Raw genomic sequence first — 23,545 nt, 5'->3', positions numbered from 1 at the left:
ATGTCAAGTAGTCACATCGAGCCCTCGGGGCCCGGCGGCAGCGACGGCGCCGCCCGCAGTGTCGACGACGCGATCCTGGACGCGGCCGCCGACCTGGTCGTCGTGCTCGGCCCGCGGCGCACCCAGCTGGCCGAGATCGCCCGGCGCGCCGGGGTCAGCCGGCCCACCGTCTACCGCCGCTGGCCGGACGTCCGCGCGGTGGTCGGCGCGCTGCTGACCCGGGAGATCCGGGCCACCCAGCAGGCCGCGGTCCGGGCCGGGGACGACCGCGAGTCGGTGGTCGCCTGGATCGTCGAGGTCGCCGTCGCCGTCCGCGACCACCCGGTGCTCGGGGCGCTGCTGCGCTCGGACGCCGACCTGCTGGTCGAGTACGTCGTCGAGCGGCTCGGCACCAGCCAGCGCGGCCTGCTCGACGCGCTGTCCGAGGCGGTCGAGCTCGGCCAGCGGCACGGTTCCATCCGCCCCGGGGAGCCGGCCGAACTGGCCGCGATGGTGCTGCTCATCGCCCAGTCCACCGTCCAGTCCCACCGCATGGTCGCCCAGCTGCTGCCCGAGGCGGCCTGGCGCCGCGAACTGGCCATCGCCCTGAACGGATACCTCACGCCATGACCGACCGCCCCGGTACGACCGCCCTCAACGCCCGGCGCCGTGCCGGGGACCTCGACGCGCTGGCCGCCGGCGAGCCCGTCGACCTGCTGGTGATCGGCGGCGGGGTGACCGGCGCCGGTGTCGCGCTGGACGCCGCCTCCCGCGGCCTGCGCACGGTGCTGGTGGACGCCCACGACCTGGCGTTCGGCACCAGCCGGTGGAGTTCCAAGCTGGTCCACGGCGGCCTGCGCTACCTGGCCTCCGGCCGGATCGGGGTGGCCCGGGAGAGCGCCGTCGAGCGCGGCATCCTGATGACCAGGACCGCACCGCACCTGATCCGCGCGCTGCCGCAGGCCGTCCCGCTGCTGCCCTCGGTGGGGCGGGGCATGTCGGCGCTGGTGCACACCGGCTTCCTGGCCGGGGACGCGCTGCGGGTCAGCGCGGGCACCCCGGGCTCGGTGCTGCCGCGGGCCCGCCGGGTCGGGCCGGCCGCGGCGGCCGCGCTGGTGCCGGCCGTACGGACCGCCGGTCTGCGCGGCGCCCTGGTCGCCCACGACGGCCAGCTGGTCGACGACGCCCGGCTGGTGGTGGCCATCGCGCGGACCGCCGCGCAGCACGGCGCCCGGATCCTCACCCGGGTGCGGGCCGGGCAGGTCACCGGCACCTCTGCCGAGCTGACCGACACCCTGACCGGCCGGAGCGTCCGGGTCACGGCGGGCGTGGTGGTCAACGCCGCCGGGGTGTGGGCCGACCAGGTCGACGACTCGATCCGGCTGCGGCCCAGCCGCGGCACCCACCTGGTCTTCGACGCCGCCGCGTTCGGCCACCCGCGGGCCGCGCTGACCGTCCCCGTCCCCGGTTCGACCAGCCGGTTCGTCTTCGCGCTGCCGCAGCAGCTCGGCCGGGTGGTGCTCGGCCTGACCGACGAGGACGCCCCGGGCCCGGTGCCGGACGAGCCGGTGCCCACCGACCGGGAGATCGACTTCCTGCTGGCGACGGTCAACACCGCACTGGACCGGGAGCTGACCCGGGCCGACGTCCGCGGGTCCTTCGCCGGGCTGCGGCCGCTGATCGACGCCGGCGGCGGCGAGACCGCTGACCTGTCGCGCCGCCACGCGGTCCGGCGCTCCCCGTCGGGGGTGGTGACCGTGGTGGGCGGCAAGCTGACGACCTACCGGCGGATGGCCCAGGACGCGGTGGACGAGGCGCTGCGCGGCCTCGGCGCCGCGGCCGGGCCCTGCCGGACCGCCCGGCTGCCGCTGGTGGGCGCCCCGGCGCATCCGGACAGCGAGCCGGCGCCGGACGGCGCGGTGCCCGCGTCGCTGACGGCCCGGCACGGCGGTGCGGCGCGGGCGGTGCTGGCGGCGGCCGCCGGGCTGGACCGTCCGCTCGAGCCGATCGCCGACGGGCTGGACGTCACCCGGGCCGAGGTCGCGTACGCCCTCACCCACGAGGGCGCGCTGGACGCGGCGGACGTCCTGGACCGCCGGACCCGGATCGGCCTGGTCGGCGCCGACGCGGACCGGGCCCGGGGCGCGGTCGAGGAGATGGTCGCCGCGCTGGCCGGCTGACACCCGCCGGCCGCGGCGGGTCCCGGTGGACCCCGCCGCGGCCGGGGCGGGGTCAGTGCCCCTGGGCCTTGAGCTTGGTGAGCATCGCCGTCATCGCGGCCGTGGTCTGCGTGCGCAGGTCCGCGGGCGAGGCGTTCTCGGCGCCGTCGAGGTAGGCGTTGAGGGTGACGCCGCCCTTGCGGACCGTCAGCTGGTAGTAGGGGAGCAAGGCGCCGGTCCTGTCGTCGGCGTACCGGACCTTGCCCTCCTGCGCGTAGGCCTCGTCGGCGAGCGGCAGGGCCGGGGCCGGCACCTCGTGCTCGTCGGTGTCGGTCTCGCTGCCGTCGTCGCTGGTCCAGGTCGGGCAGCGCTTGACCACGCCCCGCGAGGTGGTGAAGTCCTTCTGCGCGTCGGCGACGTCGCCGAAGACCAGGGCGCTGGTGGAGCCGAGGTGGTCGACCAGGTCGGCCTTGCCGGGCACCGGGACCTTGACCAGGCGGGTCATCGCCCCGGCGAGGCTGGCCGGCGCCTTCCCGAGCACGCCCTTGCAGTTCGCGTCGGTGACGTAGTAGTCGAGGCTCGGGTCCTCGTACGGGTCGTCCTCGGCGTAGCCCTTGCCCCACTCGGCCGGGGTGAGCGTGATCCCGGCCGCCGCCTTCGCCGCGTCGCCGCCGGCCGGGCCCTTGCCCGCGCCGGCCGTACCCGCACCGGCCGTTCCGGTGGCGGCGCCGCCCGCGGTCGCCGCGGCGGAGGCCGCCGGCGGCGGCGTGCGGAGGCCGCCCTTGTCGGAGTTGCAGGCGGTCAGGAGCAGGGCGGGGGCGAGTCCGCCGACGGCGGCCAACGCGGCTATTCGCATACGTGTCTGATTCACGGTCACCCAGTGAACCACCGCGCCGACCCGGCGAACAAATAGGTTCGACCGCCACCCACCGGGTGCCGGTCGAACCTGGGAGTGCCCGCGGCCGCGGGCCGGGTGCGGTCAGCCGAGGTAGCCGAGCCCGCCCAGCGCGCCGATGCCGCCGAGCACCATGAAGACCGGCGTCAGCACCTTCAGCTCGACCCAGCTGCCGGCCCGGAACCGCATCGCCTTCGGCGGACCGATCGGGTACCAGCGCTTGCGGCCGATCGGGATCGGCCACATGATCGGGCAGCCCGAGACGGTCAGCGCGTCACCGATGCAGTGCACCAGCGCACCGAGCACGATCGGCAGGCCCACCCACAGGTACTGCTGCCCCGGCGCGGTGAACAGCCAGTCGGAGCCGTTGCCCGGCTTGTCGAGGATGTCGGCGATCATCCAGGCGCTGCACACCCCGAGCAGCCACACCAGGATGTCGCTGGACATCCGGGCGGCCTTCCACAGCAGGCCCTCGATGGCCAGCACCATGTGCACGAACAGCACCGCCAGCACACCCCAGCGGCCGCCGAACCAGCAGACCGCCGCCGCGCCCGCCCCGCACATCACGGCCCACACCCAGGTGTGGGTGAGCGTGCGGTGGCCGCCCGAGCGGCGCGGGTCGCCCGGCTTGCGGGTGGACTTGTAGGCCGCGTACGAGAGCTTGTCGATGATCTCGCACAGGTTGCGCGAGACCGGCCCGAAGGCCCTCGATATGGTGGCGGCCTTGTGGTCGAGGTCGGGTGCGAGCGCCGCTCCGGCGCAGATCAGCGCTCCGGCGAGGAGCACCGGCCACGGCATCGGGTTGTCGAGGGCGGCCGCGGCCGCTCCCACCCCCAGCCAGGCCGCTGCACCGGAGAGCGCATGCGCCGGTCCCATCATGGCGATAACCGTCCCTTGGTCAGTTCCCAGGTGCGCCGCGCACCTGACGGTGCCGCAGCATACCGGCCGCCGATCATGGCCGGTCACCGGGTGTCCGGACGGCCGGGCGGCGGCCCGAATTCGATGGCCCGGCGGGTGCCGCCGGACCTACCCTGGCCTCGGCCGACCCATCCGTCACCGGGAGCACAGCATGCGGACGCACTACCCACGGACCCCGCATCTGCCCTGGTCACCGGGTGCCACCCCGGACGATCTGCGGACCGCCGACCTGGCCGGGCTCCGGGGCCTGGAGGTGGTGGTCACCGAGAAGCTCGACGGCGAGAACACCACCCTCTACCCGGACGGACTGCACGCCCGTTCGCTGGACTCCGCCCACCACCCTTCGCGCGCCTGGGTCAAGGCGCTGCAGGGCCGGATCGCCCACGCCATCGGCCCGGGCCTGCGGGTCTGCGGCGAGAACCTGTACGCCCGGCACTCGATCCCCTACGACGACCTGGAGAGCTACTTCTACGCCTTCTCGGTCTGGGACGGCGGGCACTGCCTGGACTGGGACGCCACCGTGCGCTTCGCCCGCCGCCTCGGCGTGCCGCTGCCACCGGTGCTGTGGCGCGGGGTCTTCGACGAGCGGGCGCTGCGCGCGCTGCGCCTGGACACCGCCCGCCAGGAGGGCTACGTGGTACGGACGGTGGCCGGCTTCGAGCGGGCCGAGTTCCCGCACCGGGTCGCCAAGTGGGTCCGCCCCGCGCACGTCCGCACCGACACGCACTGGATGCACGCCGCCGTCGTCCCCAACGGCCTCGGGCCGCGCGCCGCGCTCTGGGACACCGCCTCGGGCGCCCCCGTCGACCCGGACGCGCTGCTCGCGGCACTGGCACCGGACCCCGGGAAGAACGACGGCCCCGGGAAGGACGACGGCCCCGGGCGGCGCGAGCGCGCCGCGGCGGCCGTCGAGGAGGTGACCGGCCGGCTGGACGTCCTGGGCCGCTCCGGCTCCGCCCGGCTGGCCGGTGTGCTCGCCGCGCTGCTGCACGAGGGACGCCGCGCCGAGCTGGCCGCCGCCCTGGTGGCGCCGCTCGGTATGCCGGCCGCCCGCCGGGTCGCCGACCTGGTCGGCCTCCACCCGGCGCTGCACCGGCCGTACCCGGACCAGGACCGGCGGGCCGGGCTGGCCCGGCTCTCGTTCGCGGCCGACCTCGGGGTGCTGCACGCGGTGTCGCTGTCCGCCCTGGCCGGCCGCACCGACGAGGAGACCGCCGCCGCCCGCGAGCAGGCCGAGTGGTCGGCGCTCTGCGCCGAGGACGCCGGGCTGCTGGGCGAGGCACCGCTGGAACCGCTGCGCGCCCGGCTGCGGACCGCGCTGGCCGGCCTGCCAGCGGAGGCCGGCGACCGCTGCTGGGCGCAGGCCAGGGAGGGCTGGGCGCTCGGACGGATCACCACCGCCGAGGAGGCCGTCGCAGCCGGCTGGCGGCACCGGGCCGCGGACTTCCCCCGACTGATCGTCACCACCGGCCCGGCGGGCAGCGGCAAGAGCGGCTTCGTCCGTGCGCTGGAGGGGGTCGACGAGGTGGTCTCGCTGGACGACCTGCGGCAGGCCCGCGGTTCCCGGGCCGACCAGCGGGCCAACCCGGAGGTGCTGCGGGCCGCGCTGGAGCGGCTGGACGCGGCGCTGACCGGCCGCCGCACCGTGGTCTGGGACGCCACCTCGCTCAACCGGCAGCAGCGTTCGCTGGTGCACGCCGTGGCGGAGCGCCGCGACGCGCTGACCACCCACGCCGTCCTGCTGGTCGGCGCGGACGAGCTGGCCAGGCGCAACGCGGTGCGCGAGCACCCGGTGCCGCCCGCGGTACTGGCCGCCCAGCTCGCACGGTTCGGCCCGCCGTACCCGGGCCAGGCGCACCGCACCTGGTACATCGGCCCGGACGGCGTGGTCGGCGACACCGACGGCTCGCTCGGCGCCCCCGACCCGGCCGGTCCGCACCGGCCCGACCCCGAGGAGCTGTGATGCGTACCAGCGAGCAGGTGTACCACCGGATCCGCTGGGACGACCGGTTCGACCCGGCGCGGTTCGTGGTCGGGGTGACCATGCGGGGCGCCGCGCCCAAGCGGGTGCCGCTGCCGGCCTTCGTCCCGGGCGGCGACCTCCCCTGGCACCGGGTGGTGTTCTTCGAGGCCGACGGCGAGCTGGTCTGGGACCGGGCCTCCGGCCTGGACCTGCTGGACACCTCGCCGGCCGGGCGGGCGCGCGATCCGCGGCGGCTGCGGGCGCCGTTCTTCACCGCGCGGACCCCGCACGCCTGGGCTGGTTCGGCGGGCTGGCGGCCTGTCACCGAGGCGGGTCCGCCCGCACCGCCCGCGTCCGGGCTGCGGGTGGTCAGCTGGAACACCCTGTGGGACCGCTACGACGGCGACCGGATCGCCACCGCCCGGCGCCGGCCGCTGCTGCTGGCGGCGCTGGAGCGCGCCGACGCGGACGTGATCGCGCTGCAGGAGGTCGAGCCGGCCCTGGTCGCGCTGCTGCTGGCGGCGCCCTGGGTGCGGGCGGGCTACACGGTGGACACCGACCCGGCCGGACCGGACGTCGCCGACAGCGGGCTGCTGCTGCTGAGCCGCCTGCCGGTGGTCGAGTCGGCCCGGCACGGGCTCGGCCCGTACAAGGCGGTGGCGGCGGTCGCCGTGGAGGGTCCCGCCGGGCCGCTGGTGGTCGCCACCACCCATCTGACCAGCGATCACACCGAGAACGGCGCCGGGCGCCGGGCGGCCGAGCTGGACCGGCTGGCGGAGGGTCTGGCCGCGCTGGAGGGCGAGGTGGTGGTGGTCGGCGACTTCAACGACGGCACCGACCTGCCCGCGACCGCGCTGGGCCTGCGCGACGGCTGGTCCGAGGTGCACGGCCCGGACGACCGCACCCCCACCTTCGACCCGGCCGCCAATCCGCTGGCCGCCGTCTCCTCGCTGTCCGGCCGGGCGTCCCGGCTGGACCGGGTGCTGCTGCGCGGGCCCGGCCTGCGGGCCTCGGCGGCCGCCCTGCTGGGCGACTCCCCCGCCACCGCGGACGGGCTGTTCATCTCCGACCACTACGGCGTGCAGGTCGATCTGGCCCCCGGCGCCGCCGGGCCGGGCGCCGTCCTGGACTGTCCGCCCACGGCCCGCACCGCGCTCGCCTGGCTCCCGCCGCAGGAGCTGTGGCCGGCGATCCAGCGGGTGCGCCGGGCGCACGACCCGCAGGTCGACCGCTGGCCGCCGCACGTCAACCTGCTCTTCGGCTTCGTCCCGGAGGCGGAGTTCGAACGGGCGGCGGAGCTGGTCTCGGCGGCGGTCGCGGAGCACCGGCCGTTCACCGTCCTGCTCGACGGGGTGCGGTCCTTCCGCCACCGCGCCGACGCGACGGTGTGGCTGGACCCGGCGGCGGCCGGGGCCGGGCCCTGGGCCGAGCTGCACCGGTCGCTGGCGGCGCGCTTCCCGCGCTGCCGGGGGCGGGCGGAGGGCTTCACCCCGCACCTGAGCCTGGGCCGCACCACGGATCCGCAGCGGCTGGCCGGCGAACTCGGCGCGCTGCTGCGGCGGCTGCCCGCCGGGGTCGGCGAGCTGGTGCTGCTCTCCCGCCGCGGCGAGGAGCCGATGCGGGCGCGGCTGACGGTCGCCCTCGGCACCGGCGAGGTGCGGCCGGCGGCCGGACCCGCGCCCGAGGCGGCGGCGCCCGCCGACCCGGATCCCGGTCCGGTCCTGCGGCGGCTGACGGCGGAGCTCGCCGAGGGGGTGGTCCACCCGGTCGGCTCCCGCCGGCTCGGCTGCGAACTGCCGGGCGCCGACCTGGACCTGGTGGCCGCCCTGCCGGGCACCGCCGACCCGGCGCGGCTGCGCGCCCGGGTCGAGGCGGCCGTGCCGGGCGCAGCCGTACGGGAGGTCACGGGCGCCCGGGTGCCGGGGCTGCGGCTGTCGGTGGACGGGCTGACGGTGGATCTGGCGGTGGTCGCCACCGGGTCGCTCGCCCCCGCGGAGGCGGTGGAGCGCCGGGCCGAGCTGGGCGAGGCGGCGGCGACGGCGCTCAGCGCGGTCAGCGACGCGCGGGCGCTGCTGGAGCTGGTAGGCCCGACCGCTCCGGCGTTCGTGGGCCTCGCCCGGGTGGTGAAGGCCTGGGCGCGGGCGCGCGGCCTGGACTCGGCGCCGTTCGGCACGCTGCCCGGTCTGGCCTGGGCGGTCCTGGCGGCGCTGACGGTCCGCCGGTCTCCCGGTGCGTCACCGGACGAGCTGGTCAGGGAGTTCTTCGGGACCTGGGCGGCCTGGGACTGGCGGGAGCCGGTCGTGCCGGTACCGGGCGCCGCCGTGGATCCGCCGCCGGACCTGCCGCTGGCGGTGCTGACGCCGACCGCGCCGGTCCGGCCGTGCACCGGGCAGGTCGGCCCGGGCGGGCGGGACCTGCTGGTCCGGGAGCTCTACCGGGCCTGGGAGATCACCGAGGCCGGTCCGGGGCCGTGGCCTCGGCTGTGTGCGCCGCCGCAGCTGCACCTTCGGCACGCGGCCTGGGCCGTGCTGACCGTCGGCGCCCGTCCGGGCGAGCCGCCGGCGGTCACCGCCGGCCGGTTCCGGGGCCGGCTGCGGGCCCTGCTCACCGTCCTGGAGCAGGCCGGCTGCGCCGATGCCCGGGCCTGGCCGCGTCCGCTGGACGACGGGACCGGCAGCGCGGGCCCGGTCCGCTACGCGGTCGGGCTCGGCCGGACGCCGCCGGACGCGGTCCGCCTCGCCGCGCTGGCCGAGGAGTGGCTGCGGACGGTGCCGGGGGTGGCGCTGAGCTGGGCCGACGGCGGTGCGGTGCCGACCCTGCGCTGACGTCCCGTCGCACGTGCGGGGGCCCGCGCCGTGCGGCGCGGGCCCGGTGGACGGGGGGTGGTGGTGGTCAGGGACGGCCCATGTGGGTCGGGTAGTAGCCGCTGCTGAGCTTGGAGATCCGGACGACGGTGCCCGGGCGGGCCGCCTCGACGTACTGGTTGTTGCCGAGGTAGATCGCCACGTGCTCGATGTCGGCTGCGGCCCCGGTCTCGGACCAGAACAGCAGGTCGCCGCGGCGCAGGCTGCTCGCGCTGATCGGGGTGGTGGCCGCGTACTGGTCGTTGGCGACCCGCGGCAGGCTGATGCCCGCGCGCCGGTACGCCTGCTGGACCAGGCCGGAGCAGTCGTAGCCGCCGGGGCCGTTGCCGCCCCACAGGAACGGCACCCCGACCTCGCCCAGGGCGAACTGGACGGCCGCCTCCAGGGAGCCGGCGTTGGTGCCGGTCCCGGTGACGGGCGCGGCGGCGGTGCCGGATCCGCCGGAGATCCGGCTGAGGTAGACGTCGTAGTGGGTGGTCCAGCGCCACTGGCCGGCGGCGTTCTTGAACCAGTACTTCGAACCGTCCCAGCCCTGCTTGATCCCGCCGCCGCTGTTGGTGCTCGCGGCCGGCGCCGGGACGCCCGAGATCCGGGCCAGGTAGACGTCGTAGTGGACGGTCCAGCGCCACTGGCCGGCGGCGTTCTTGAACCAGTACTTCGAACCGTCCCAGCCCTGCTTGATCCCGCCGCCGCTGTTGGTGCTCGCGGCCGGCGCCGGGACGCCCGAGATCCGGGCCAGGTAGACGTCGTAGTGGACGGTCCAGCGCCACTGGCCGGCGGCGTTCTTGAACCAGTACTTCGAACCGTCCCAGCCGCTGTGCGCCGGGGCGCTCTCCGCACTGGCGCCGACCGCGCCGCCGAGGCCGAGCGCTCCCGTGCTGGCCAGCACCGCGGCGAGCACGCCGGCCCGGTGCAGGATCCGGCTCGCGCGGCGCGGTCCGGGACGACGGGGGGCCTGCGGGTCACTCGCGGTCGGTATCGTCCGGGCCGGGGTCGGGGCTGACGCGGTGTCGGGGAGGGCCGGGACGATGTTGGTGTTCTTCTCCATGCCTGCACGCTAAGCAGAACTGACGCCCCCTCGCCTCGTGGTGTCCGCCGAGGGAGGGTTCACGCTTCGTGAGCGAATCCATCACGCCCCCTGTACGCGGCCTCCGCCCTGTGTTGCCATGGACACGTCAAAACGACGCCGGACCCCGGCGCCGCACCGGGCCGCCCACGGCTGCCCGGCCCAGGAACGATCGGAAGGAACGCCCATGATGCTCCGTCTGCTGGCGACCACCGGCCTCGTCAGCGCCTCGCTGCTCGGCTCCCCGATCTTCGGCACCGGCCAGACCCCTCCGCCCGACAAGATCGTCATCGATGTGGCGTCGGTGAACGGCTCCGGCTGCCCGGCCGGGACGGCGGCCGTCGCGGTCTCCCCCGACAACACCGCCTTCACCGTCACCTACAGCAGCTACCTGGCCCAGGTCGGCGTCGGCTCCAAGCCCACCGACTTCCGCAAGAACTGTCAGCTCAACCTGAACGTCCACGTCCCGCAGGGCTTCACCTACGCCATCGCCTCCGCCGACTACCGCGGCTTCGCGCACCTGGAGAAGGGCGCGAGCGCGGTGCAGCGGGCCAACTACTACTTCCAGGGCTCGGCGCAGACCGTCTACTCCAACCACCAGTTCAAGGGCCCGGTCGACGACAGCTGGCAGTCCACCGACTCGGTCGACGTCGCCGCGCTGGTCTACGCGCCCTGCGGCGAGATGCGCAACTTCAACATCAACACCGAGCTGCGGGTCAGCGCCGGCACCTCGGACACCTCCAAAACCACCAGCTTCATGACCATGGACTCCACCGACGGCGACATCAACACCGTCTACCACCTGGCCTGGAAGACCTGCCCCTGACCCCGCCCCGCCCGCGGACTTCGCCGCGGTGCCGCCGAGGCGCCCCGGCGGCGGCCGGCCGCCGTGGCAGGATGACGGCGGATCACACGTCGGCATCGCGGACGAAGGACGGTGGCGATGGCCCCGCACAGCGGTACCCCACGGCGAGCCCTGCTCGGCAGCTGGCCGACCCCGCTCGAACCGATGCCGCGCCTCGCCCGCGCGCTCGGGCTCGGCGCCGAGGACCTGTGGGTCAAACGTGACGACCTCACCGGCCTCGGCGGCGGCGGGAACAAGGTCCGCAAGCTGGAGTGGCTCTGCGGCGCGGCCCTGGCCGACGGCGCCACCGCGCTGGTCACCACCGGCGCGCCGCAGAGCAACCACGCCCGGCTGACCGCCGCCGCCGGCGCCCGGCTCGGCCTGCGGGTCGTGCTGGTGCTGGCCGGCGCCCCCGGGCCGCCGGCCACCGGCAACCTGGTGCTCGACGGCCTGTTCGGCGCCACCGTGGTGTGGACCGGCACCGCCGACCGCGAGACCCTGGGCGCCGCCGCCGAACAGGCCGCCGAAGAGCTGCGGCAGCAGGGCGAGGTACCGGCCGTGCTCCCGTTCGGCGGCTCCAGTGTGCTCGGCGCGCACGGCTACGCCGAGTGCGGGGCCGAACTGCTCGACCAGGCACCCGACCTGGCAACCGTGGTGGTGGCGGCCGGCTCCGGCGGCACCATGGCCGGGCTGCTCGACCCGCTCGGGCCCGGGCGGGTGCTCGGCGTCCACGTCGGGGCGGTCACCGACCCGGCCGGGACGGTCGCCGCGCTCGCCTCCGGCCTCTCCGGTGAGAGCTGCGCCCCGCAGAGCCTGCGGCTGAGGCTCGACCAGGTCGGCGACGGCTACGGCGCCCTGACGGAGCAGGTCCTGGCCGCGCTCACGTTGACCGCCCGCACCGAGGGCATCGCCCTCGACCCGGTGTACACCGGACGGGCGATGGCCGGGCTGATCGCGGCGGTCGAGGAGGGTGACATCCGGGCCGGTCAGCGCACGGTCTTCCTGCACACCGGCGGGCTGCCCGGCCTGTTCGGCCACCCGGCCGCCCTCACCCGGCTGGGCGAGGCACTGGCGCCCACCGGGCTATAGCCGACCCGCCGGGTCCGGCGCCGTCCGCGGCCAGGGCCGCCGGCGTTCGAGCTCGGCGGCCAGCGCGAGCAGCCGGTGCTCGCCGCCGGGCGGCGCGGCCAGCTGGACGGAGAGCGGCAGTCCGCGCCGCGCCGCCGGGCTGTGCACCGGCAGCACCAGCGCGGGCCAGCGGGCCAGGTTCCAGGGGTGGCTGAACGGCGCGTAGCGGACGTTTGCCCGAAGGTTGGCGGCCCAGCCCCTGGTGTGCCAGGGGTCCGCGGGCGGCGCGGGGTGGGCCAGCGCGGGGGTGACCACCACGTCGTGGTGGGCGAAGAACCCCTCCAGCAGCGCCTGCCAGCGCTCGCGCGGCCCCGGGCCGACCAGCCCGGCCCGGGCCACCGCCCGGCCGAGCGCGGCGTGCCGGCGGGTGCGCGGCGCCAGCAGCGCGGGGTCCAGCGAGCGGGCGTCGGCGGCGGTACCGGCCAGCCAGTTGGCCACCGAGGCGGCGCCCAGCCAGGCCGGGTAGGGCAGTTCGGCGTCGGCCACCCGGTGGCCGGCCGCCGTCAGATGGCGTCCGGTGTCGCGGACGGCGGCCGCACAGGCGGCGTCGACCGGGATGCCCGGCGAGCTGGACCGGACGGACAGCGCGATCCGCAGCGGCCCGGGGTCGGCGGGCGGGACGGCCGGTCCACCCGTCAGGACGCCGAGGAGCAGCGCCGCGTCGGCGGCGCAGGTGGCGATCGGGCCGTTCTCGGCCATCCCGGACCAGCCGTCGACGCCCAGCCCGGCGGGCACCCGGCCGGCGCCCGGCTTCAGGCCGAGGACCCCGCAGTTGGCGGACGGGATCCGGATCGAGCCCATGCCGTCGTTGCCGAGCGCGACCGGCACCAGGCCCGCGGCCACCGCGGCGGCGCTGCCGCCGGAGGAGCCGCCGGCGCTGCGCGAGAGGTCCCAGGGGCTGCGGGTGGTGCCGTGGACGCCGTCGGTGGTGCCGAACACACACAGTTCGGGAACGTTCGTCAGGCCGATCACCACCGCACCGGCCGCGCGCAGCCTGCGGACCGTCTCGTGGTCGGCGGCGGCCGGGGTGTCGGGGGTGGCCGCCGAGCCGTTGCGGGTCGCCTCGCCCTCGACCGGCAGGTTGTCCTTGACGGCGACCGGCACCCCGGCCAGCGGCAGCGTGCCGAGGTCGGCCCGCCCGGCCAGCGCCTGCGCCTCCTGCAGCGCCCGCGCGCCCAGTACCTTGCGGAACGCGCCGATCCGCGGGTCGAGCCGTTCGATCAGCGCCAGGTGTTCGGCCACCACCTCACGGGGCGTCACCCGGCCGCCGCGGACGGCCTCCGCGATCTCGGTGGCCGTGCGCCTCGTCCAGCCCGTCATCGCCGCTCCCCGCCCGGTCGGATCCGAGCCGTCAAGATAGCCAGTGGCCCCGGTCCCGGCAAGGGCGCCGCGGGCCGGGCCCGGGCGGACGGGCTCAGGCGGACGGCTGCGGCTCGCGCAGGTGCTCGGGGACGATCCGGTGCAGTCCCTTGCGGTCGTAGTAGGTGGTCATCGCGAAGCCGAACGCGAGTGCCAGCACCGTTCCCACGCCGATCATCATCCAGGCCCGGTTCAGGCCCGCGTCCGCCCGCGCGTCGAAGTAGAGGATCGCCCGGACGCCGTCGGTGAGCTGGCGCATCGGCTCGAACCAGGACAGCACCCGGTAGAAGTCCGGCAGTGCCTGGAGCGGCACGGTGGCCCCGGAGGAGGGCAGCGCGAGCGCGATGAACACGAACATGCTGACCAGCTGTCCGATCCCGCCGAACGCGGCGAGCAGCGCCTGCACGCCGAGGCCGACCGCGGCGGTGGCGCAGACCGAGAAGATCCACAGCAGTGGGAGGTGGGAGGCGTCCATCCCCAGGATCGCCACGCAGGCCAGCATGATCAGACTGGAGGTCAGCAGCGACAGCACCACCGACATGGTGCAGGTGATCGCGAGGGTCTGGGTGCGGCTGATCGGGACGGTCGGCAGCTGGCGCCGCCACGGACCGAGCTCGCTGGCCGCGTAGCCGAGCGCCACGTCCACGCCGTTGGCGATCACGTTGCCGCCCAGGAACCCGGCCAGCACCAGCAGCAGGGTGTAGTAGAACGCGGTCAGGCCGAGCCCGCTGTGGGTACCGATCGGGTGGCCGACGGCGGTGTCGACGGTCACCGGGTCGGACAGCTGGAGCCGGGCGGCGTTGGTGGCCGCCGCACCCCCGGCCGGGAGGCCGGCGGTGAGGTTGCGGCCGAGTTCCAGCGAGGCGCTGTGGGCGGCCGCCTGGGAGATCGAGCTGGCCAGCGAGGAGGCCAGGCTGCCCGCGCCCGGGTTGGTGAACACCGTCATGGTGGGCCGGGCCACCTCGGTCTGGCCGGCGGCCGGGAGCGCGGAGACGGCCGCCGTGAAGCCCTGCCGGACCGTCAGGACGGAGTACAGCTTCCCGGAGGCCAGCTGGTCCATCGCGGCGGCCTCGTCCAGCTGCCGCCAGGCGATCTGCGCCTGCGGGTCGGGCGCGGCGGCGATGCCCGCGACGACGGTGGCGCCCAGGTTGGTCGGCTGTCCGGCCACGACCGCGCCCTGGTCGGCGTTGACCAGGCCGATCGGGAGGCGGTGCAGATCGCCGCGCGGGTTGAGGATGCCGCCCATGTAGACCAGTGAGAGCAGTAGCGACACCAGGCCGACGATCACGGCGGGGAGCACCCAGATCCGCGGGTTCCGCAGCACCTGCCCGGCGGTGACCTGGCGGACGGTGTGGTTCGAAGGCATGGCTCTCCCGGGGTGGCGGCTGCCGCGTAGAACCGCAAAATATCCGAATCAGGACATTCCACCCCGGCGCCTCGCCCGAGGGCCCGGGCCGGGCCCCGGGTCGGCCCGCGTCAGCGCCCGGGGCGCCGACCGCGGACGGGGGCGGTCAGTCGGCCTGCCAGAGCTCGATCCGGTTGCCCTCGGGGTCGGTGACCCAGCCGAAGCGCCCGACGCCCGCCATCTCCTGGGTCTCCCCGGCCACGTCCGCGCCCGCGGCCCGCAGCTGGGCGAGCATCGCATCCAGGTCGCGGACCCGGAAGTTGAGCATGACCCGCTGCTCGCGGGAGCCGAAGTAGTCCGTCCCGGACTCGAAGGTGGCGAAGACCGTCGGCCCGGAGCCCTGCTGCCACAGCCCGTGCTCGTCCGCGTCCAGGCCCAGGCAGTCGCGGTACCACGCACCCAGCGCCGCCGGGTCCGCGGCCCGCAGGAAGTACCCGCCGATTCCCAGTACTCGTTCCATGCCGCCATCCTGCCAGGAGCCTCCGACAGCGGCGGGCGCCTCGCCGGGCCCGCGCGCCCGGACCGGTGCCCGGCCGTCCCGCGCGGGGGCGGCCGCCGGCGCCGGCCGACCCGGCGTCACCGGTAGGCCTGCGACGGGTACCAGCCGGACCGGACGGCGTCCAGGTACTGCGCGTCGCGCCGGGCGCCGGCCTCGTGCGCGAGGGTCGTGAAGCCCGCGATGAGCGTCGCGGCGAGCGAGATCGCGGCCGGGACGGCCCACCAGATGCCGCCCGCCCCGATCGGCGCGGCCCAGACGCCCGCCAGCGCCGCCGCGAGCAGCGGGAGCACCGCCACCCGCACGCGCTGCGCCACCCGCCCGGCGGTGACCAGCGCGAAGCCGTACCCCAGGAAGGCGGCCGGGCCGATGACGACGGCGAGGCCGACGGCCAGCCAGACGCAGTAGATGATGATCATGTGGCGCTCTCCGTTGCCGGCGAAACCCTGAAGGAATTGGGGCGCACACCGCAGTGGCCGCCGACCCCGTACGGGCCCGCCGGCCTCCCCCGGGATCATCCTGCCAGAGCTTTTGAACGCGTTCAATCCTGGGGTGGCTCGGCGTGCGGCGAGGGCCCGGGCGTCTGGAAGACTGGGGTGCGCCCCCGGCTCCGCCCGGGGCAGCCGCACGGGGGGACGGGGCACGGCGCCGCCGCTCCCGCCCGCGCCCCCGGAACGCCGGGGGTGTCCGGCCCACACCGACCACAGGGGAGAGCACGCGTCTTGTCCGAGAACCACCCGTCCGCAGGCCCCGCCCCCGTCGGCGGGCTCACCGTGCTGCAGTCCGACTGCGGGAACTGCTTCGGGCTGTGCTGTGTCGCGCTGGCCTTCACCGCCTCCGCGGACTTCGCGATCGACAAGGACGCCGGGCAGCCGTGCCCCAACCTCCAACAGGACTTCCGCTGCGGCATCCACACCCGGCTGCGGCCCAGCGGCTTCGCGGGCTGCACCGGCTACGACTGCTTCGGCGCCGGCCAGCGGGTCTCGCAGGCGACCTTCGGCGGGCAGGACTGGCGCCGGGCACCCGGCACCGCGCAGCAGATGTTCAAGGTGCTCCCGGTCATGCGGCAGCTGCACGAGCTGCTCTGGTACCTCACCCAGGCGCTCGCCATGCCGGCCGCCCGGGCCGTGCACCCGCAGCTGCGACTCGCCCTGGCGGAGACCGAACGGCTGGCCGGGCAGGACGCCGACGCGCTGCTCGAACTGGACGTCGCCGCCCGGCGGGCCGAGGTCAACACCCTGCTGCTGCGCACCAGCGAGCTCGTCCGGGCCGGCCACCCCGGGCGCAAGAAGGACCGCCGCGGGGCCGACCTGATCGGCGCCCGACTGAAGGGCGCGGACCTCCGCGGGGTCAACCTGCGCGGGGCGTACCTGATCGGGGCCGACCTGCGCGGCGCGGACCTGCGCGGCGCCGACCTGATCGGCGCCGACCTGCGCGACACCGACCTGCGGGGCGCCGACCTGACCGGGAGCCTCTTCCTCTCCCAGGGGCAACTCAACACCGCCCGCGGCGACGCCTCGACCAGGCTGCCGGACGGGCTCGGCCGCCCCTCGCACTGGTAGGACGAGGGGCCGCGGTGTCGACCCGGGAGCCGGCGCTGGCCCGGCTGTGCGCGGTACCGGTCCCCGAGGACGGCTCCGGCGGGCTCCCGGACGGGCTCTTCGATGCCGTGGAGGACCTGATCACCGCCCACGGCGCGGACGACATCGCCGAGATCGTCGCCCTCGCCGTGCACGCGGGACGCACCACGCTCGCGCGGGCGAGCACGTTCCTGAACGTCGCGACCTGGTCCGGCACCGACAACGGGGCCTCGATGCAGCGCACCCTGGACGGCTGGGTGCGGCGGGCGGACGACACCGTCCGGCTGCACCTGGCCCTGCACCACGAGGCGTACCCCCTGCGCGGCGGCGCGGAGATGAGAGCGGTACTGCCCGGGATCGCCGCCCGGTACCCGGAGCACCGCGCCGTCTGCGAGGCCCTGCTCGCGGCGCGCCCGGACGGCTGATCCCGCGCGGCCCGGGGCGCGCGGTGGCGCGGGGCCCGCGGGCGATCAGCGCCGCGCCGGCGCGGGCCCTCCGTGGACCGGGCGGCGGGCGGGGAAGGCGTGGCGGCGGGCCAGGGCGACGACGGCCGTCGCGGCGGCGGCGGGCGGCAGCGCCGTCCACGGGAGGGCGCCGGGGCCGGCGGCGCCCAGGGCGAGGCCGCCGGTCAGTGAACCGGCCGCGATGCCGAGGTTGTAGACGGTGGCCTGCAGGGCGGTGGCGAGGTCGGCGTGGCGGGGGCCGGACAGGTCGATCAGGGCGGTCTGCAGCATGGTCGGCGCCGCGCCGAAGGCGGCGCCCCAGGCCGCGACCGCCGCGACGGTGACCGCGGGCATCCCGCGGGACAGGCCGAGGGCGAGCAGCGCGGCCGCGATCAGGGCGAGGCCGGCCAGCAGGGTGGGCCGCAGGCGGCGGTCGGCCAGCGCCCCGCCGGCCACGATCCCGGCGATGGTGGCGGTCCCGAAGACCGCGAGCAGCCCGCCCGCCGCCCCGAACCCGGCCCGGGCCGCGAACGGCACCAGGTAGGTGTACACGGCCTGGTGGCCCAGGAGGAGCAGCAGGGTGACCGTCAGGACGGTCCGCAGGCCCGGGATCAGCGCGATCCGGCGCAGCGGTACCCGTTCGGCGGCGGGCTCGCCCGGGAAGTCGGGGACCCGGTGCAGGACCCCGGCGGCCGCGGCCAGCAGCAGGGCCAGGGCGGCGAGTGCCCCGAAGACCGCGCGCCAGCCGGTCAGTGCGGCGAGCGCGGTGCCGGCCGGGATGCCGAGTGCGAGGGCGACGGTGATCCCGGCCAGGACGATCGCGGTGGCGCGCCCCCGGTGCTCGGCGGGCACCATCCGGGCGGCGTATCCGGCGAGCATGGCCCACAGCACGCCGCCGGTGGCGCCGGCCAGCAGGCGGGCGGCGAAGGTGAGCGGGTAGTCGGCGGAGAGCGCGGTGACGGCGTCGGCGAGGGCGAAGGCGAGCAGGGCGCCGACCAGCACCCGGCGGCGGCGGGTGCCGCGCAGGGCGGCGGTGACCGGGATCGCGGCGAGGAAGGAGGCGGCGGCGTAACCGGTGACCAGGTAGCCGGCGCGGGCCTCGGAGACGTGCAGGCCGTGGCTGAGTCCGGGCAGCAGCCCGGCGGGCAGCAGCTCGGTCATCACGGCGCAGAAGGCGGCGGCGAACAGCACCGGCAGTCCGCGGAGCGGGAACGTCGGGGCGGGGGCGGGTGCCGGGACCCGGGTCCCGGTGGGCGTTGCGGTGGGCATAGGCTCATGGTGAAACCTTCACATCAGTGTGAAGGCAAGCACGTCCGGCCCCGTCCGGACGGTCCCCCGGGAGCCTCCATGAGGATCGGCGAACTCTCCGGCCGTACCGGTGTGCCCGCCCGGATGCTGCGGTACTACGAGGAGCAGTCCCTGCTCCACCCCGAGCGGGGCGGGAACGGCTACCGCAGCTACCGCGAGACCGACGTCCACCTGGTCCAGCAGATCCGCGGCCTGCTGGACTCCGGGCTGACCACCGAGATCATCCGCCGGATCCTCCCGTTCCTGGACCGGCCCGAGGAGATCCACGTCCATCCCGAGTGCCTGACCCCGGAGACCGCCGAGCTGATGCGGCGGGAGGCCGACCGGATCCACCAGCGGATCACCTGTCTGGCCCGCAACCGGGACGCGATCCTCGCCTACCTGGCCGCGGTCGGCCCGGCCGCCGGGCCCGCCCGGTAGACGCCCCCGAACCCGCGCCGGGGGCCGCCACGCGTTGACATGTGACCAAATGGTCACCTATTCTCGTGAGTGTGGACCTGGTGTTCAAAGCCCTCGCCGACCCGACCCGGCGCAGCCTGCTCGACGCGCTCTTCCAGGAGGACGGGCAGACCCTCAGCGCGCTCGAGGCGCGCTTCGAGATCACCCGCTTCGCCGTGATGAAGCACCTCAAGCTGCTCGAGGAGGCCGGACTGGTCGTCACCCGGCGGCAGGGCAGGGAGAAGCTCCACTACCTGAACCCGGTCCCGATCCGGCTCGTCCACGACCGGTGGGTGAGCAAGTACGCGGGGCCGTGGGCGGCTGCGCTCAGCGACCTCAAGAGCCGACTGGAGACTCCCATGCAGAAGGTCTTCGAGATCTACATCCGCACCACACCGGAGCGGCTCTGGGAGGCGATCACCGACCCGGCCATCCGCGCCAGGTACAACTTCGGCGCCGAGGTCACCTCGGACTGGACCCCGGGCTCGCGCTACGAGATGGGCTCCCCCAAGGCCGGCATCGTGCTCGGCGAGGGCGTCAACCTGGAGGTCGACCCGCCGCGCCGGCTGGTCCAGAGCATGGTCGCGCTCTGGAGCGACGAGGTGAAGGCCGAAGGCACCAGCCGCGTCACCTGGGAGATCGAACCGGTCGGCGACTCCTGCCGGCTCACCGTCACCCACGACGAGCTGCGCGAGGGCGCCAACGAGGAGCTCTACGGCGGCTGGCCGATGATCCTCTCCGGCCTGAAGACCTGGCTGGAGACCGGCGAGCTGCTCACCACCCCGGGGTCGCTTCGGTACACCTGAGGCGCCCGGGCCCGGGCCGCCGCCGTACGGACCCCGATCCGGCGCGGCGGCTCGGCCAGGTGGCGTCGCGCCGTCACCCTGCCCGGCGGTACCGACTCGCAGGCCGTCGCACCCTGACGGATAGTCGGGGCACGGAGCCCGACACGAGGAGGACCATGCTCAGCAGGACCATCGGCGCAGCGCTCGCCCTGGGGGTGGGCGGCCTCGCGCTGACCGCCATCATCCCGGCCCTCGCCACCGGCACCGGGCCGGCCCCGTCCGAGGACGGCCCGGCCCCGGCCGCCGCCCCGCTCTCCCCCGGCACCCCGGCGGACCCGCCGGCCGCCCCCGATGCCTCGGCGCAGGCGCCGGTCGTGGCGCCACCGGCCACCCCGCCCGCCCCGGCCACCGTGATCGGCTTCGACGCCGCCGCGATCGACCCCAAGATCCCCGGCCGGGTCCGGGTCGACCTGCACTACACCTGCTCCTCGCCCGAGGGCGAGCGCTCGCTCAACACCTCGGTCGAGCAGACCGACCCGGCCGATCCGGCGTCGATCGCGTTCGGCTCCACCCGCACCTCGCCGACCGTGATCGTCTGCGACGGCACCCAGCAGCGAGGTTCCGTCACCGTCCAGTCCAAGACCAGCAACTGGCTGGACGACGTGGACGCGGTGCTGGTGACCACCGTCTCCGATCTCGGCGCCACTCCCCCGGCCGCCGCCGACGCCGCCAAGCTCCGGCTGCACACCGCCCCCGCCGCCGTCACTCCCTGAGCGGTCCGCCCCCGACCCCGCCCGTACGGCACCTCGACGGGAACCGGCCGACGGCCGGGACATGTCCTGGTGTCCGGGCCGGGGTCTACACTCGCGGCCTGACACTCGGTCAGCTGACCGGGTGCGGCCGGGATCCGGGGACGTTCGGGGGGCTGCGTTGGCACAGGGGACGGCACACGGCGACGTCGGGCTCGGCGGGCTGCCGACCACCGCCAAGTACGAGGTCGACACACTCTTCAAGGACCTGATCGACCAGTTCCGCGGCGCCCGGCTGCCGATGCCGGTGGTGGTGCTGTACGCGGAGGAGCCCGACACCGCGCTCGACCGGGAGGTCCGGGACGTGGTCCGCGCCGTCCAGGAGGCGCAGGAGGGCGGCGGGCTCCCCTACCGGGTGGCCGGCGGGCCGGACACCGGCGACCCGCACCTCAACGCGATCGGCATCCTGGACGGCGTCGCCCGCGGCCCCTGGGCGCGGCGCGGACCGTCCTGGTACCGGAACTACGCCGTCCCGCGCTCCCGGCTGATCGCCGCCATCGAGGCGGCCGCCCAGCACGTGCTGGCGGCGGCCGGCGGGCGGACGCAGCCGCTGGACGACCAGGTCGAGGCGGTGCTGACCCGGCTGCGGGACCTGCACTGGCGGCCCGAGCGGCGGACCGCCGGGGCCACCCTCCAGCAGACCCTGTCGCCGCTGTTCAACTCCACCACCCTGATCGGCGCGGTGGTGCTGGCCGGCGTGACCACCCTGCTCACCCAGGCGCACTGGGAGCTGGTGCTCGGCGTGCTGCTGGCCACCTTCCTGCTGCTGGTGCTGACCGGCTGGGTGCGCCGCAACACCGTGCCGCTGTCCTGGCTCGGCCAGGCCAGCCGGTGGTTCGCCACCACCACCTTCCTGGCCGCGTCCGGGCGGCAGGCTGCCGCCTGGTCGATCTGGCGGCCCCGGATGTCCTGGGACGTCACCCAGGCCCGGGCCCGCGAGGTGGCCGGCGAGATCCTCAAGGCCCAGCTGGCCGGCACCCCGGCCGACGAACGCGACCGCGCCCAGCAGTTCCACCTCCAGCTGCGCACCCTCGCCCTGCTGGAGGACCTCCGCTCGGCGCACCGGCCCTGGGCGCCCGACCTGCGCGGCCGCAAGCGCCGGGTGCCGCCGGTGGTGTTCCTGCCGCAGGCCGACGCCGCCAACGGCGGGCTGAAGGTGCTCGGCGCGATCAGCGACGTGCGCAGCCGCCGCAGCGAGCAGGACCCGCTGCTGGTGCTCGCCGGGGTCGCGCACGCGGACGTGGCCGGCTGGCTGCGGGCCGGCGCCGCCGGTCCGGCGCCCGTCCACCCCGGGCCGCGCCGCGCCAGCCCGTACGAGAGCTGGGTGAGCAACCTGCGGGTGCGCCAGGCGCCCAGCCGGGGGCGGGCGCTGGCCTGGACGCTGCCGATCGGGCTCGGCCGCGTGCAGCTCGGTGCGGGGAACACCACCGGGCTGGCGGCGGTGCCGGTGCGGCGCTCGCCGTGGTTCCTGTGGTCGCGCTGGACGCTGCTGCTGGTGCTGCTGCTCGCGGGGGCCGGCGGGGTGGTGCGCAGCGGGCAGCTGTCCGAGCAGTTCTGCGAGGGGCGGCTGCTCGGGTCGAACCACGACGCGGTGTGGCGGGTCGACCAGGGCGGTGCCCGCGAGTGCGTCGGGGTGGCGACCGGCGGGGTCTCCTTCGCCACCGGGCACGACGTGCGGCTCAGCGGGGCGCTGCCCGGGCACGACGGCGACGGGGCGAAGGCCGGTGCGGGGATCGGGGTGGCGACCGTCGAGGAGGCGATCCGCCGGGAGAACGAGCGGGTGGCGGCGCTGCCGGACGTCCGGTTCGTCACCGTGGTGTACGCCGGGTCGCTGACCACCGCGCCCGGCCAGGAGTCCCGGGCGCTCAACAGCCTCAAGGAGCTGACCGGGGTGCACCTCGCGCAGCTGCGCAACAACGCCGGCGACCCGTTGAAGATCAAGGTGCTGGTGGCCAACGGCGGCCAGGACATGTACTTCCAGACCGAGATGACCGAGCGGATCGTGGAGGTCGCCCGGCGGGACAGCTCGGTGGTCGGGGTGGTCGGGCTGGGCCGGGACACCGCCGACAGCGACCAGGCGGTCGGCCTGCTGCAGCGGGCCGGTCTCGCGGTGGTCGACACCACCAACTCCGGTACCGACCTGGCCCGGCGGCACGTCAACTACTTCGGGCTGGCGGCCACCGACCAGGAGGAGGCGGCCGAGCTGCGCAAGATCGCCGACGGGCTGGCGCCGGCCCCCGAGGACCGCTGGGCGGCCGTGCTGACCAGGAGGCCCAGCAGCGACGACAAGTACAGCCCCGAGCAGGCCGCGTACGGTTCCCGGATGCTGCGCGAGGCGGGCTTCCGGCTGGCCGAGGACCGGCCGCTGGAGTACGGCCTGACCAGCAACGGCGATCCGGACTACGAGGACGCGCTGCGCCGCAGCTGCCAGTCCGGGCACCCGCCGGCCGTGCTGTACCTGGCGGGCCGGGCCGACGACGTGAACCAGCTGATGCGGCGGCTGGCCGCCGACCCGGGCTGCAACCGCCCGCTCACCGTGCTGACCGGCGACGACCTGACGAAGGCCCAGTTCAGCACCGGGGCGACCTGGATGGCACCGCAGGCCACCCTGTACTACATCGCGCTGACCGATCCGGCGGTCACGGCCCGCGCCTCCGACCTGGCCGAGACCGCCTCCGCCGGGCTCGGCATCACCCCGCAGCCGGCCGGGGGCAACCCGTACGAGGACGACGTGTTCTCCGACGGTTCGCTGGCGCTCGCCTACGACGCCACCGCGGCGCTGCACGCGGGGGCGGAGAACGCCGGTGCCTCGCAGGACGGCGGGCGGGGCGCGGTGATGGCGGGGCTGCGGGCGGTGGAGCTGAAGAACCGGGCCACCGGGACGATCGACTTCCGTGACACCCGTCCGCTGCTGGCGACCGGCAGCCAGCCGGGCCACGGGATCAACATCATCCGGGTGGTGCGGGACGCCGACGGCCGGGCCAGGCCGGAGCGGATCTGCGGCCGGCCCGCAGGTGACACCGCCGAGTTGCAGGGCTGCCGGCCGTGACGGGGGCCCTGCGGCGGCCGCGGGTGCGGCGCCGCAGGGCCCCCGGTCACGTCCTGG

The 23,545-nt window shown here is 76.0% G+C and carries 20 protein-coding genes; 12 read left to right on the top strand and 8 right to left on the bottom strand.

Going from position 1 to position 23,545, the window contains the following annotated elements:
• Complete coding sequence (locus AC2TEW_RS24755; protein WP_051811461.1) at nt 1–609, top strand: TetR/AcrR family transcriptional regulator; 609 nt, start codon at nt 1–3, stop codon at nt 607–609.
• A complete protein-coding gene (locus AC2TEW_RS24750) occupies nt 606–2,159 on the top strand; it encodes a glycerol-3-phosphate dehydrogenase/oxidase (protein ID WP_484625545.1) in 1,554 nt (517 codons plus the stop codon). Before AC2TEW_RS24755 ends, AC2TEW_RS24750 begins: the two co-directional genes overlap by 4 nt.
• 52 nt (nt 2,160–2,211) lie before the next feature.
• Here AC2TEW_RS24750 and AC2TEW_RS24745 read toward each other — a convergent pair whose 3' ends face one another.
• Both AC2TEW_RS24745 and AC2TEW_RS24740 read right to left on the bottom strand, forming a co-directional pair.
• Entirely contained in the window at nt 2,212–3,009 is a 798-nt protein-coding gene (locus AC2TEW_RS24745; protein ID WP_484625544.1) for a hypothetical protein, read from the bottom strand.
• A 108-nt stretch (nt 3,010–3,117) separates the two neighbouring features.
• Nucleotides 3,118–3,912, bottom strand: a complete 795-nt coding sequence (locus AC2TEW_RS24740; RefSeq protein ID WP_033821204.1) for a metal-dependent hydrolase — start codon at nt 3,910–3,912, stop codon at nt 3,118–3,120.
• 190 nt (nt 3,913–4,102) lie between these two features.
• Between AC2TEW_RS24740 and AC2TEW_RS24735 the strand changes: the two genes are divergently transcribed.
• Nucleotides 4,103–5,914 carry an RNA ligase family protein gene (locus tag AC2TEW_RS24735; RefSeq protein ID WP_484625543.1) on the top strand — a complete coding sequence of 604 codons (1,812 nt, stop codon included), beginning with the start codon at nt 4,103–4,105 and terminating at the stop codon, nt 5,912–5,914.
• Nucleotides 5,914–8,739, top strand: a complete 2,826-nt coding sequence (locus tag AC2TEW_RS24730; protein WP_484625542.1) for a poly(A) polymerase — start codon at nt 5,914–5,916, stop codon at nt 8,737–8,739. The genes AC2TEW_RS24735 and AC2TEW_RS24730 overlap by 1 nt, the downstream gene beginning before the upstream one ends.
• Nucleotides 8,740–8,806: 67 nt before the next feature.
• Here the strand turns inward: AC2TEW_RS24730 and AC2TEW_RS24725 are convergent, their stop codons facing one another.
• A complete protein-coding gene (locus AC2TEW_RS24725; protein WP_484625541.1) occupies nt 8,807–9,826 on the bottom strand; it encodes a C40 family peptidase in 1,020 nt (339 codons plus the stop codon).
• Between the two features lie 208 nt (nt 9,827–10,034).
• Between AC2TEW_RS24725 and AC2TEW_RS24720 the strand changes: the two genes are divergently transcribed.
• Together AC2TEW_RS24720 and AC2TEW_RS24715 are read left to right on the top strand one after the other, a co-directional pair.
• Nucleotides 10,035–10,670, top strand: a complete 636-nt coding sequence (locus tag AC2TEW_RS24720) for a DUF4360 domain-containing protein (RefSeq protein ID WP_484625570.1) — start codon at nt 10,035–10,037, stop codon at nt 10,668–10,670.
• 117 nt (nt 10,671–10,787) lie between these two features.
• Entirely contained in the window at nt 10,788–11,777 is a 990-nt protein-coding gene (locus AC2TEW_RS24715; RefSeq protein WP_484625540.1) for a D-cysteine desulfhydrase family protein, read from the top strand.
• Here AC2TEW_RS24715 and AC2TEW_RS24710 read toward each other — a convergent pair.
• The 4 genes from AC2TEW_RS24710 to AC2TEW_RS24695 form a co-directional block, all read right to left on the bottom strand.
• On the bottom strand, nt 11,772–13,136 hold the full coding sequence (locus tag AC2TEW_RS24710) for an amidase (RefSeq protein ID WP_484625539.1): 1,365 nt from the start codon (nt 13,134–13,136) through the stop codon (nt 11,772–11,774). The two genes, AC2TEW_RS24715 and AC2TEW_RS24710, sit on opposite strands and share 6 nt — an antisense overlap.
• A gap of 94 nt (nt 13,137–13,230) precedes the next feature.
• The gene (locus AC2TEW_RS24705; RefSeq protein WP_484625538.1) at nt 13,231–14,541 is read right to left on the bottom strand and encodes a DUF3533 domain-containing protein; all 1,311 of its coding nucleotides are present in this window, start codon (nt 14,539–14,541) and stop codon (nt 13,231–13,233) included.
• A 145-nt stretch (nt 14,542–14,686) separates the two neighbouring features.
• Entirely contained in the window at nt 14,687–15,040 is a 354-nt protein-coding gene (locus tag AC2TEW_RS24700) for a VOC family protein (protein ID WP_484625537.1), read from the bottom strand.
• Nucleotides 15,041–15,156: 116 nt separating this feature from the next.
• Nucleotides 15,157–15,495, bottom strand: a complete 339-nt coding sequence (locus AC2TEW_RS24695) for a hypothetical protein (protein ID WP_484625536.1) — start codon at nt 15,493–15,495, stop codon at nt 15,157–15,159.
• Between the two features lie 303 nt (nt 15,496–15,798).
• Here AC2TEW_RS24695 and AC2TEW_RS24690 point away from each other — a divergent pair, with 303 nt between their 5' ends.
• Nucleotides 15,799–16,638, top strand: a complete 840-nt coding sequence (locus AC2TEW_RS24690) for a pentapeptide repeat-containing protein (RefSeq protein ID WP_484625535.1) — start codon at nt 15,799–15,801, stop codon at nt 16,636–16,638.
• Nucleotides 16,639–16,652: 14 nt separating this feature from the next.
• Nucleotides 16,653–17,081: a hypothetical protein gene (locus tag AC2TEW_RS24685; RefSeq protein WP_484625534.1), complete on the top strand. Its 429-nt coding sequence runs from the start codon at nt 16,653–16,655 to the stop codon at nt 17,079–17,081.
• Between the two features lie 45 nt (nt 17,082–17,126).
• On the opposite strand, the gene AC2TEW_RS24680 is transcribed toward AC2TEW_RS24685, so the two are convergent.
• Nucleotides 17,127–18,260 carry an MFS transporter gene (locus tag AC2TEW_RS24680; protein ID WP_484625569.1) on the bottom strand — a complete coding sequence of 378 codons (1,134 nt, stop codon included), beginning with the start codon at nt 18,258–18,260 and terminating at the stop codon, nt 17,127–17,129.
• A gap of 186 nt (nt 18,261–18,446) precedes the next feature.
• Here AC2TEW_RS24680 and AC2TEW_RS24675 point away from each other — a divergent pair, with 186 nt between their 5' ends.
• The 4 genes from AC2TEW_RS24675 to AC2TEW_RS24660 all read left to right on the top strand — a co-directional run bounded on the left by AC2TEW_RS24675 (nt 18,447) and on the right by AC2TEW_RS24660 (nt 23,488).
• Complete coding sequence (locus AC2TEW_RS24675; protein WP_484625533.1) at nt 18,447–18,827, top strand: MerR family transcriptional regulator; 381 nt, start codon at nt 18,447–18,449, stop codon at nt 18,825–18,827.
• Nucleotides 18,828–18,898: 71 nt separating this feature from the next.
• Nucleotides 18,899–19,651 (top strand): ArsR/SmtB family transcription factor, encoded by a 753-nt coding sequence (locus AC2TEW_RS24670; RefSeq protein ID WP_484625532.1) that lies wholly within the window; start codon nt 18,899–18,901, stop codon nt 19,649–19,651.
• A 155-nt stretch (nt 19,652–19,806) separates the two neighbouring features.
• Nucleotides 19,807–20,403, top strand: coding sequence for a hypothetical protein (locus AC2TEW_RS24665; protein ID WP_484625531.1), 597 nt, complete (start codon nt 19,807–19,809; stop codon nt 20,401–20,403).
• A 157-nt stretch (nt 20,404–20,560) separates the two neighbouring features.
• On the top strand, nt 20,561–23,488 hold the full coding sequence (locus AC2TEW_RS24660) for an ABC transporter substrate-binding protein (protein ID WP_484625530.1): 2,928 nt from the start codon (nt 20,561–20,563) through the stop codon (nt 23,486–23,488).
• Nucleotides 23,489–23,545 lie beyond the last annotated feature (57 nt).

It is taken from the genome of Kitasatospora sp. NEAU-CNBT7 (genome assembly GCF_057220535.1).
The sequence above is the reverse complement of the archived record's forward strand: the minus strand, read 5'-3'. Positions and strand labels throughout refer to the sequence as shown.

Bases quoted from the DNA above. Each gene is read 5' to 3' on its own strand.
- AC2TEW_RS24755 (WP_051811461.1), top strand. From the start codon at position 1: ATGTCAAGTAGTCACATCGAGCCCTCGGGGCCCGGCGGCAGCGACGGC.
- AC2TEW_RS24750 (WP_484625545.1), top strand. From the start codon at position 606: ATGACCGACCGCCCCGGTACGACCGCCCTCAACGCCCGGCGCCGTGCC.
- AC2TEW_RS24740 (WP_033821204.1), bottom strand. From the start codon at position 3,912: ATGATGGGACCGGCGCATGCGCTCTCCGGTGCAGCGGCCTGGCTGGGG.
- AC2TEW_RS24735 (WP_484625543.1), top strand. From the start codon at position 4,103: ATGCGGACGCACTACCCACGGACCCCGCATCTGCCCTGGTCACCGGGT.
- AC2TEW_RS24730 (WP_484625542.1), top strand. From the start codon at position 5,914: ATGCGTACCAGCGAGCAGGTGTACCACCGGATCCGCTGGGACGACCGG.
- AC2TEW_RS24725 (WP_484625541.1), bottom strand. From the start codon at position 9,826: ATGGAGAAGAACACCAACATCGTCCCGGCCCTCCCCGACACCGCGTCA.
- AC2TEW_RS24720 (WP_484625570.1), top strand. From the start codon at position 10,035: ATGCTCCGTCTGCTGGCGACCACCGGCCTCGTCAGCGCCTCGCTGCTC.
- AC2TEW_RS24715 (WP_484625540.1), top strand. From the start codon at position 10,788: ATGGCCCCGCACAGCGGTACCCCACGGCGAGCCCTGCTCGGCAGCTGG.
- AC2TEW_RS24710 (WP_484625539.1), bottom strand. From the start codon at position 13,136: ATGACGGGCTGGACGAGGCGCACGGCCACCGAGATCGCGGAGGCCGTC.
- AC2TEW_RS24705 (WP_484625538.1), bottom strand. From the start codon at position 14,541: ATGCCTTCGAACCACACCGTCCGCCAGGTCACCGCCGGGCAGGTGCTG.
- AC2TEW_RS24700 (WP_484625537.1), bottom strand. From the start codon at position 15,040: ATGGAACGAGTACTGGGAATCGGCGGGTACTTCCTGCGGGCCGCGGAC.
- AC2TEW_RS24695 (WP_484625536.1), bottom strand. From the start codon at position 15,495: ATGATCATCATCTACTGCGTCTGGCTGGCCGTCGGCCTCGCCGTCGTC.
- AC2TEW_RS24680 (WP_484625569.1), bottom strand. From the start codon at position 18,260: ATGACCGAGCTGCTGCCCGCCGGGCTGCTGCCCGGACTCAGCCACGGC.
- AC2TEW_RS24675 (WP_484625533.1), top strand. From the start codon at position 18,447: ATGAGGATCGGCGAACTCTCCGGCCGTACCGGTGTGCCCGCCCGGATG.
- AC2TEW_RS24665 (WP_484625531.1), top strand. From the start codon at position 19,807: ATGCTCAGCAGGACCATCGGCGCAGCGCTCGCCCTGGGGGTGGGCGGC.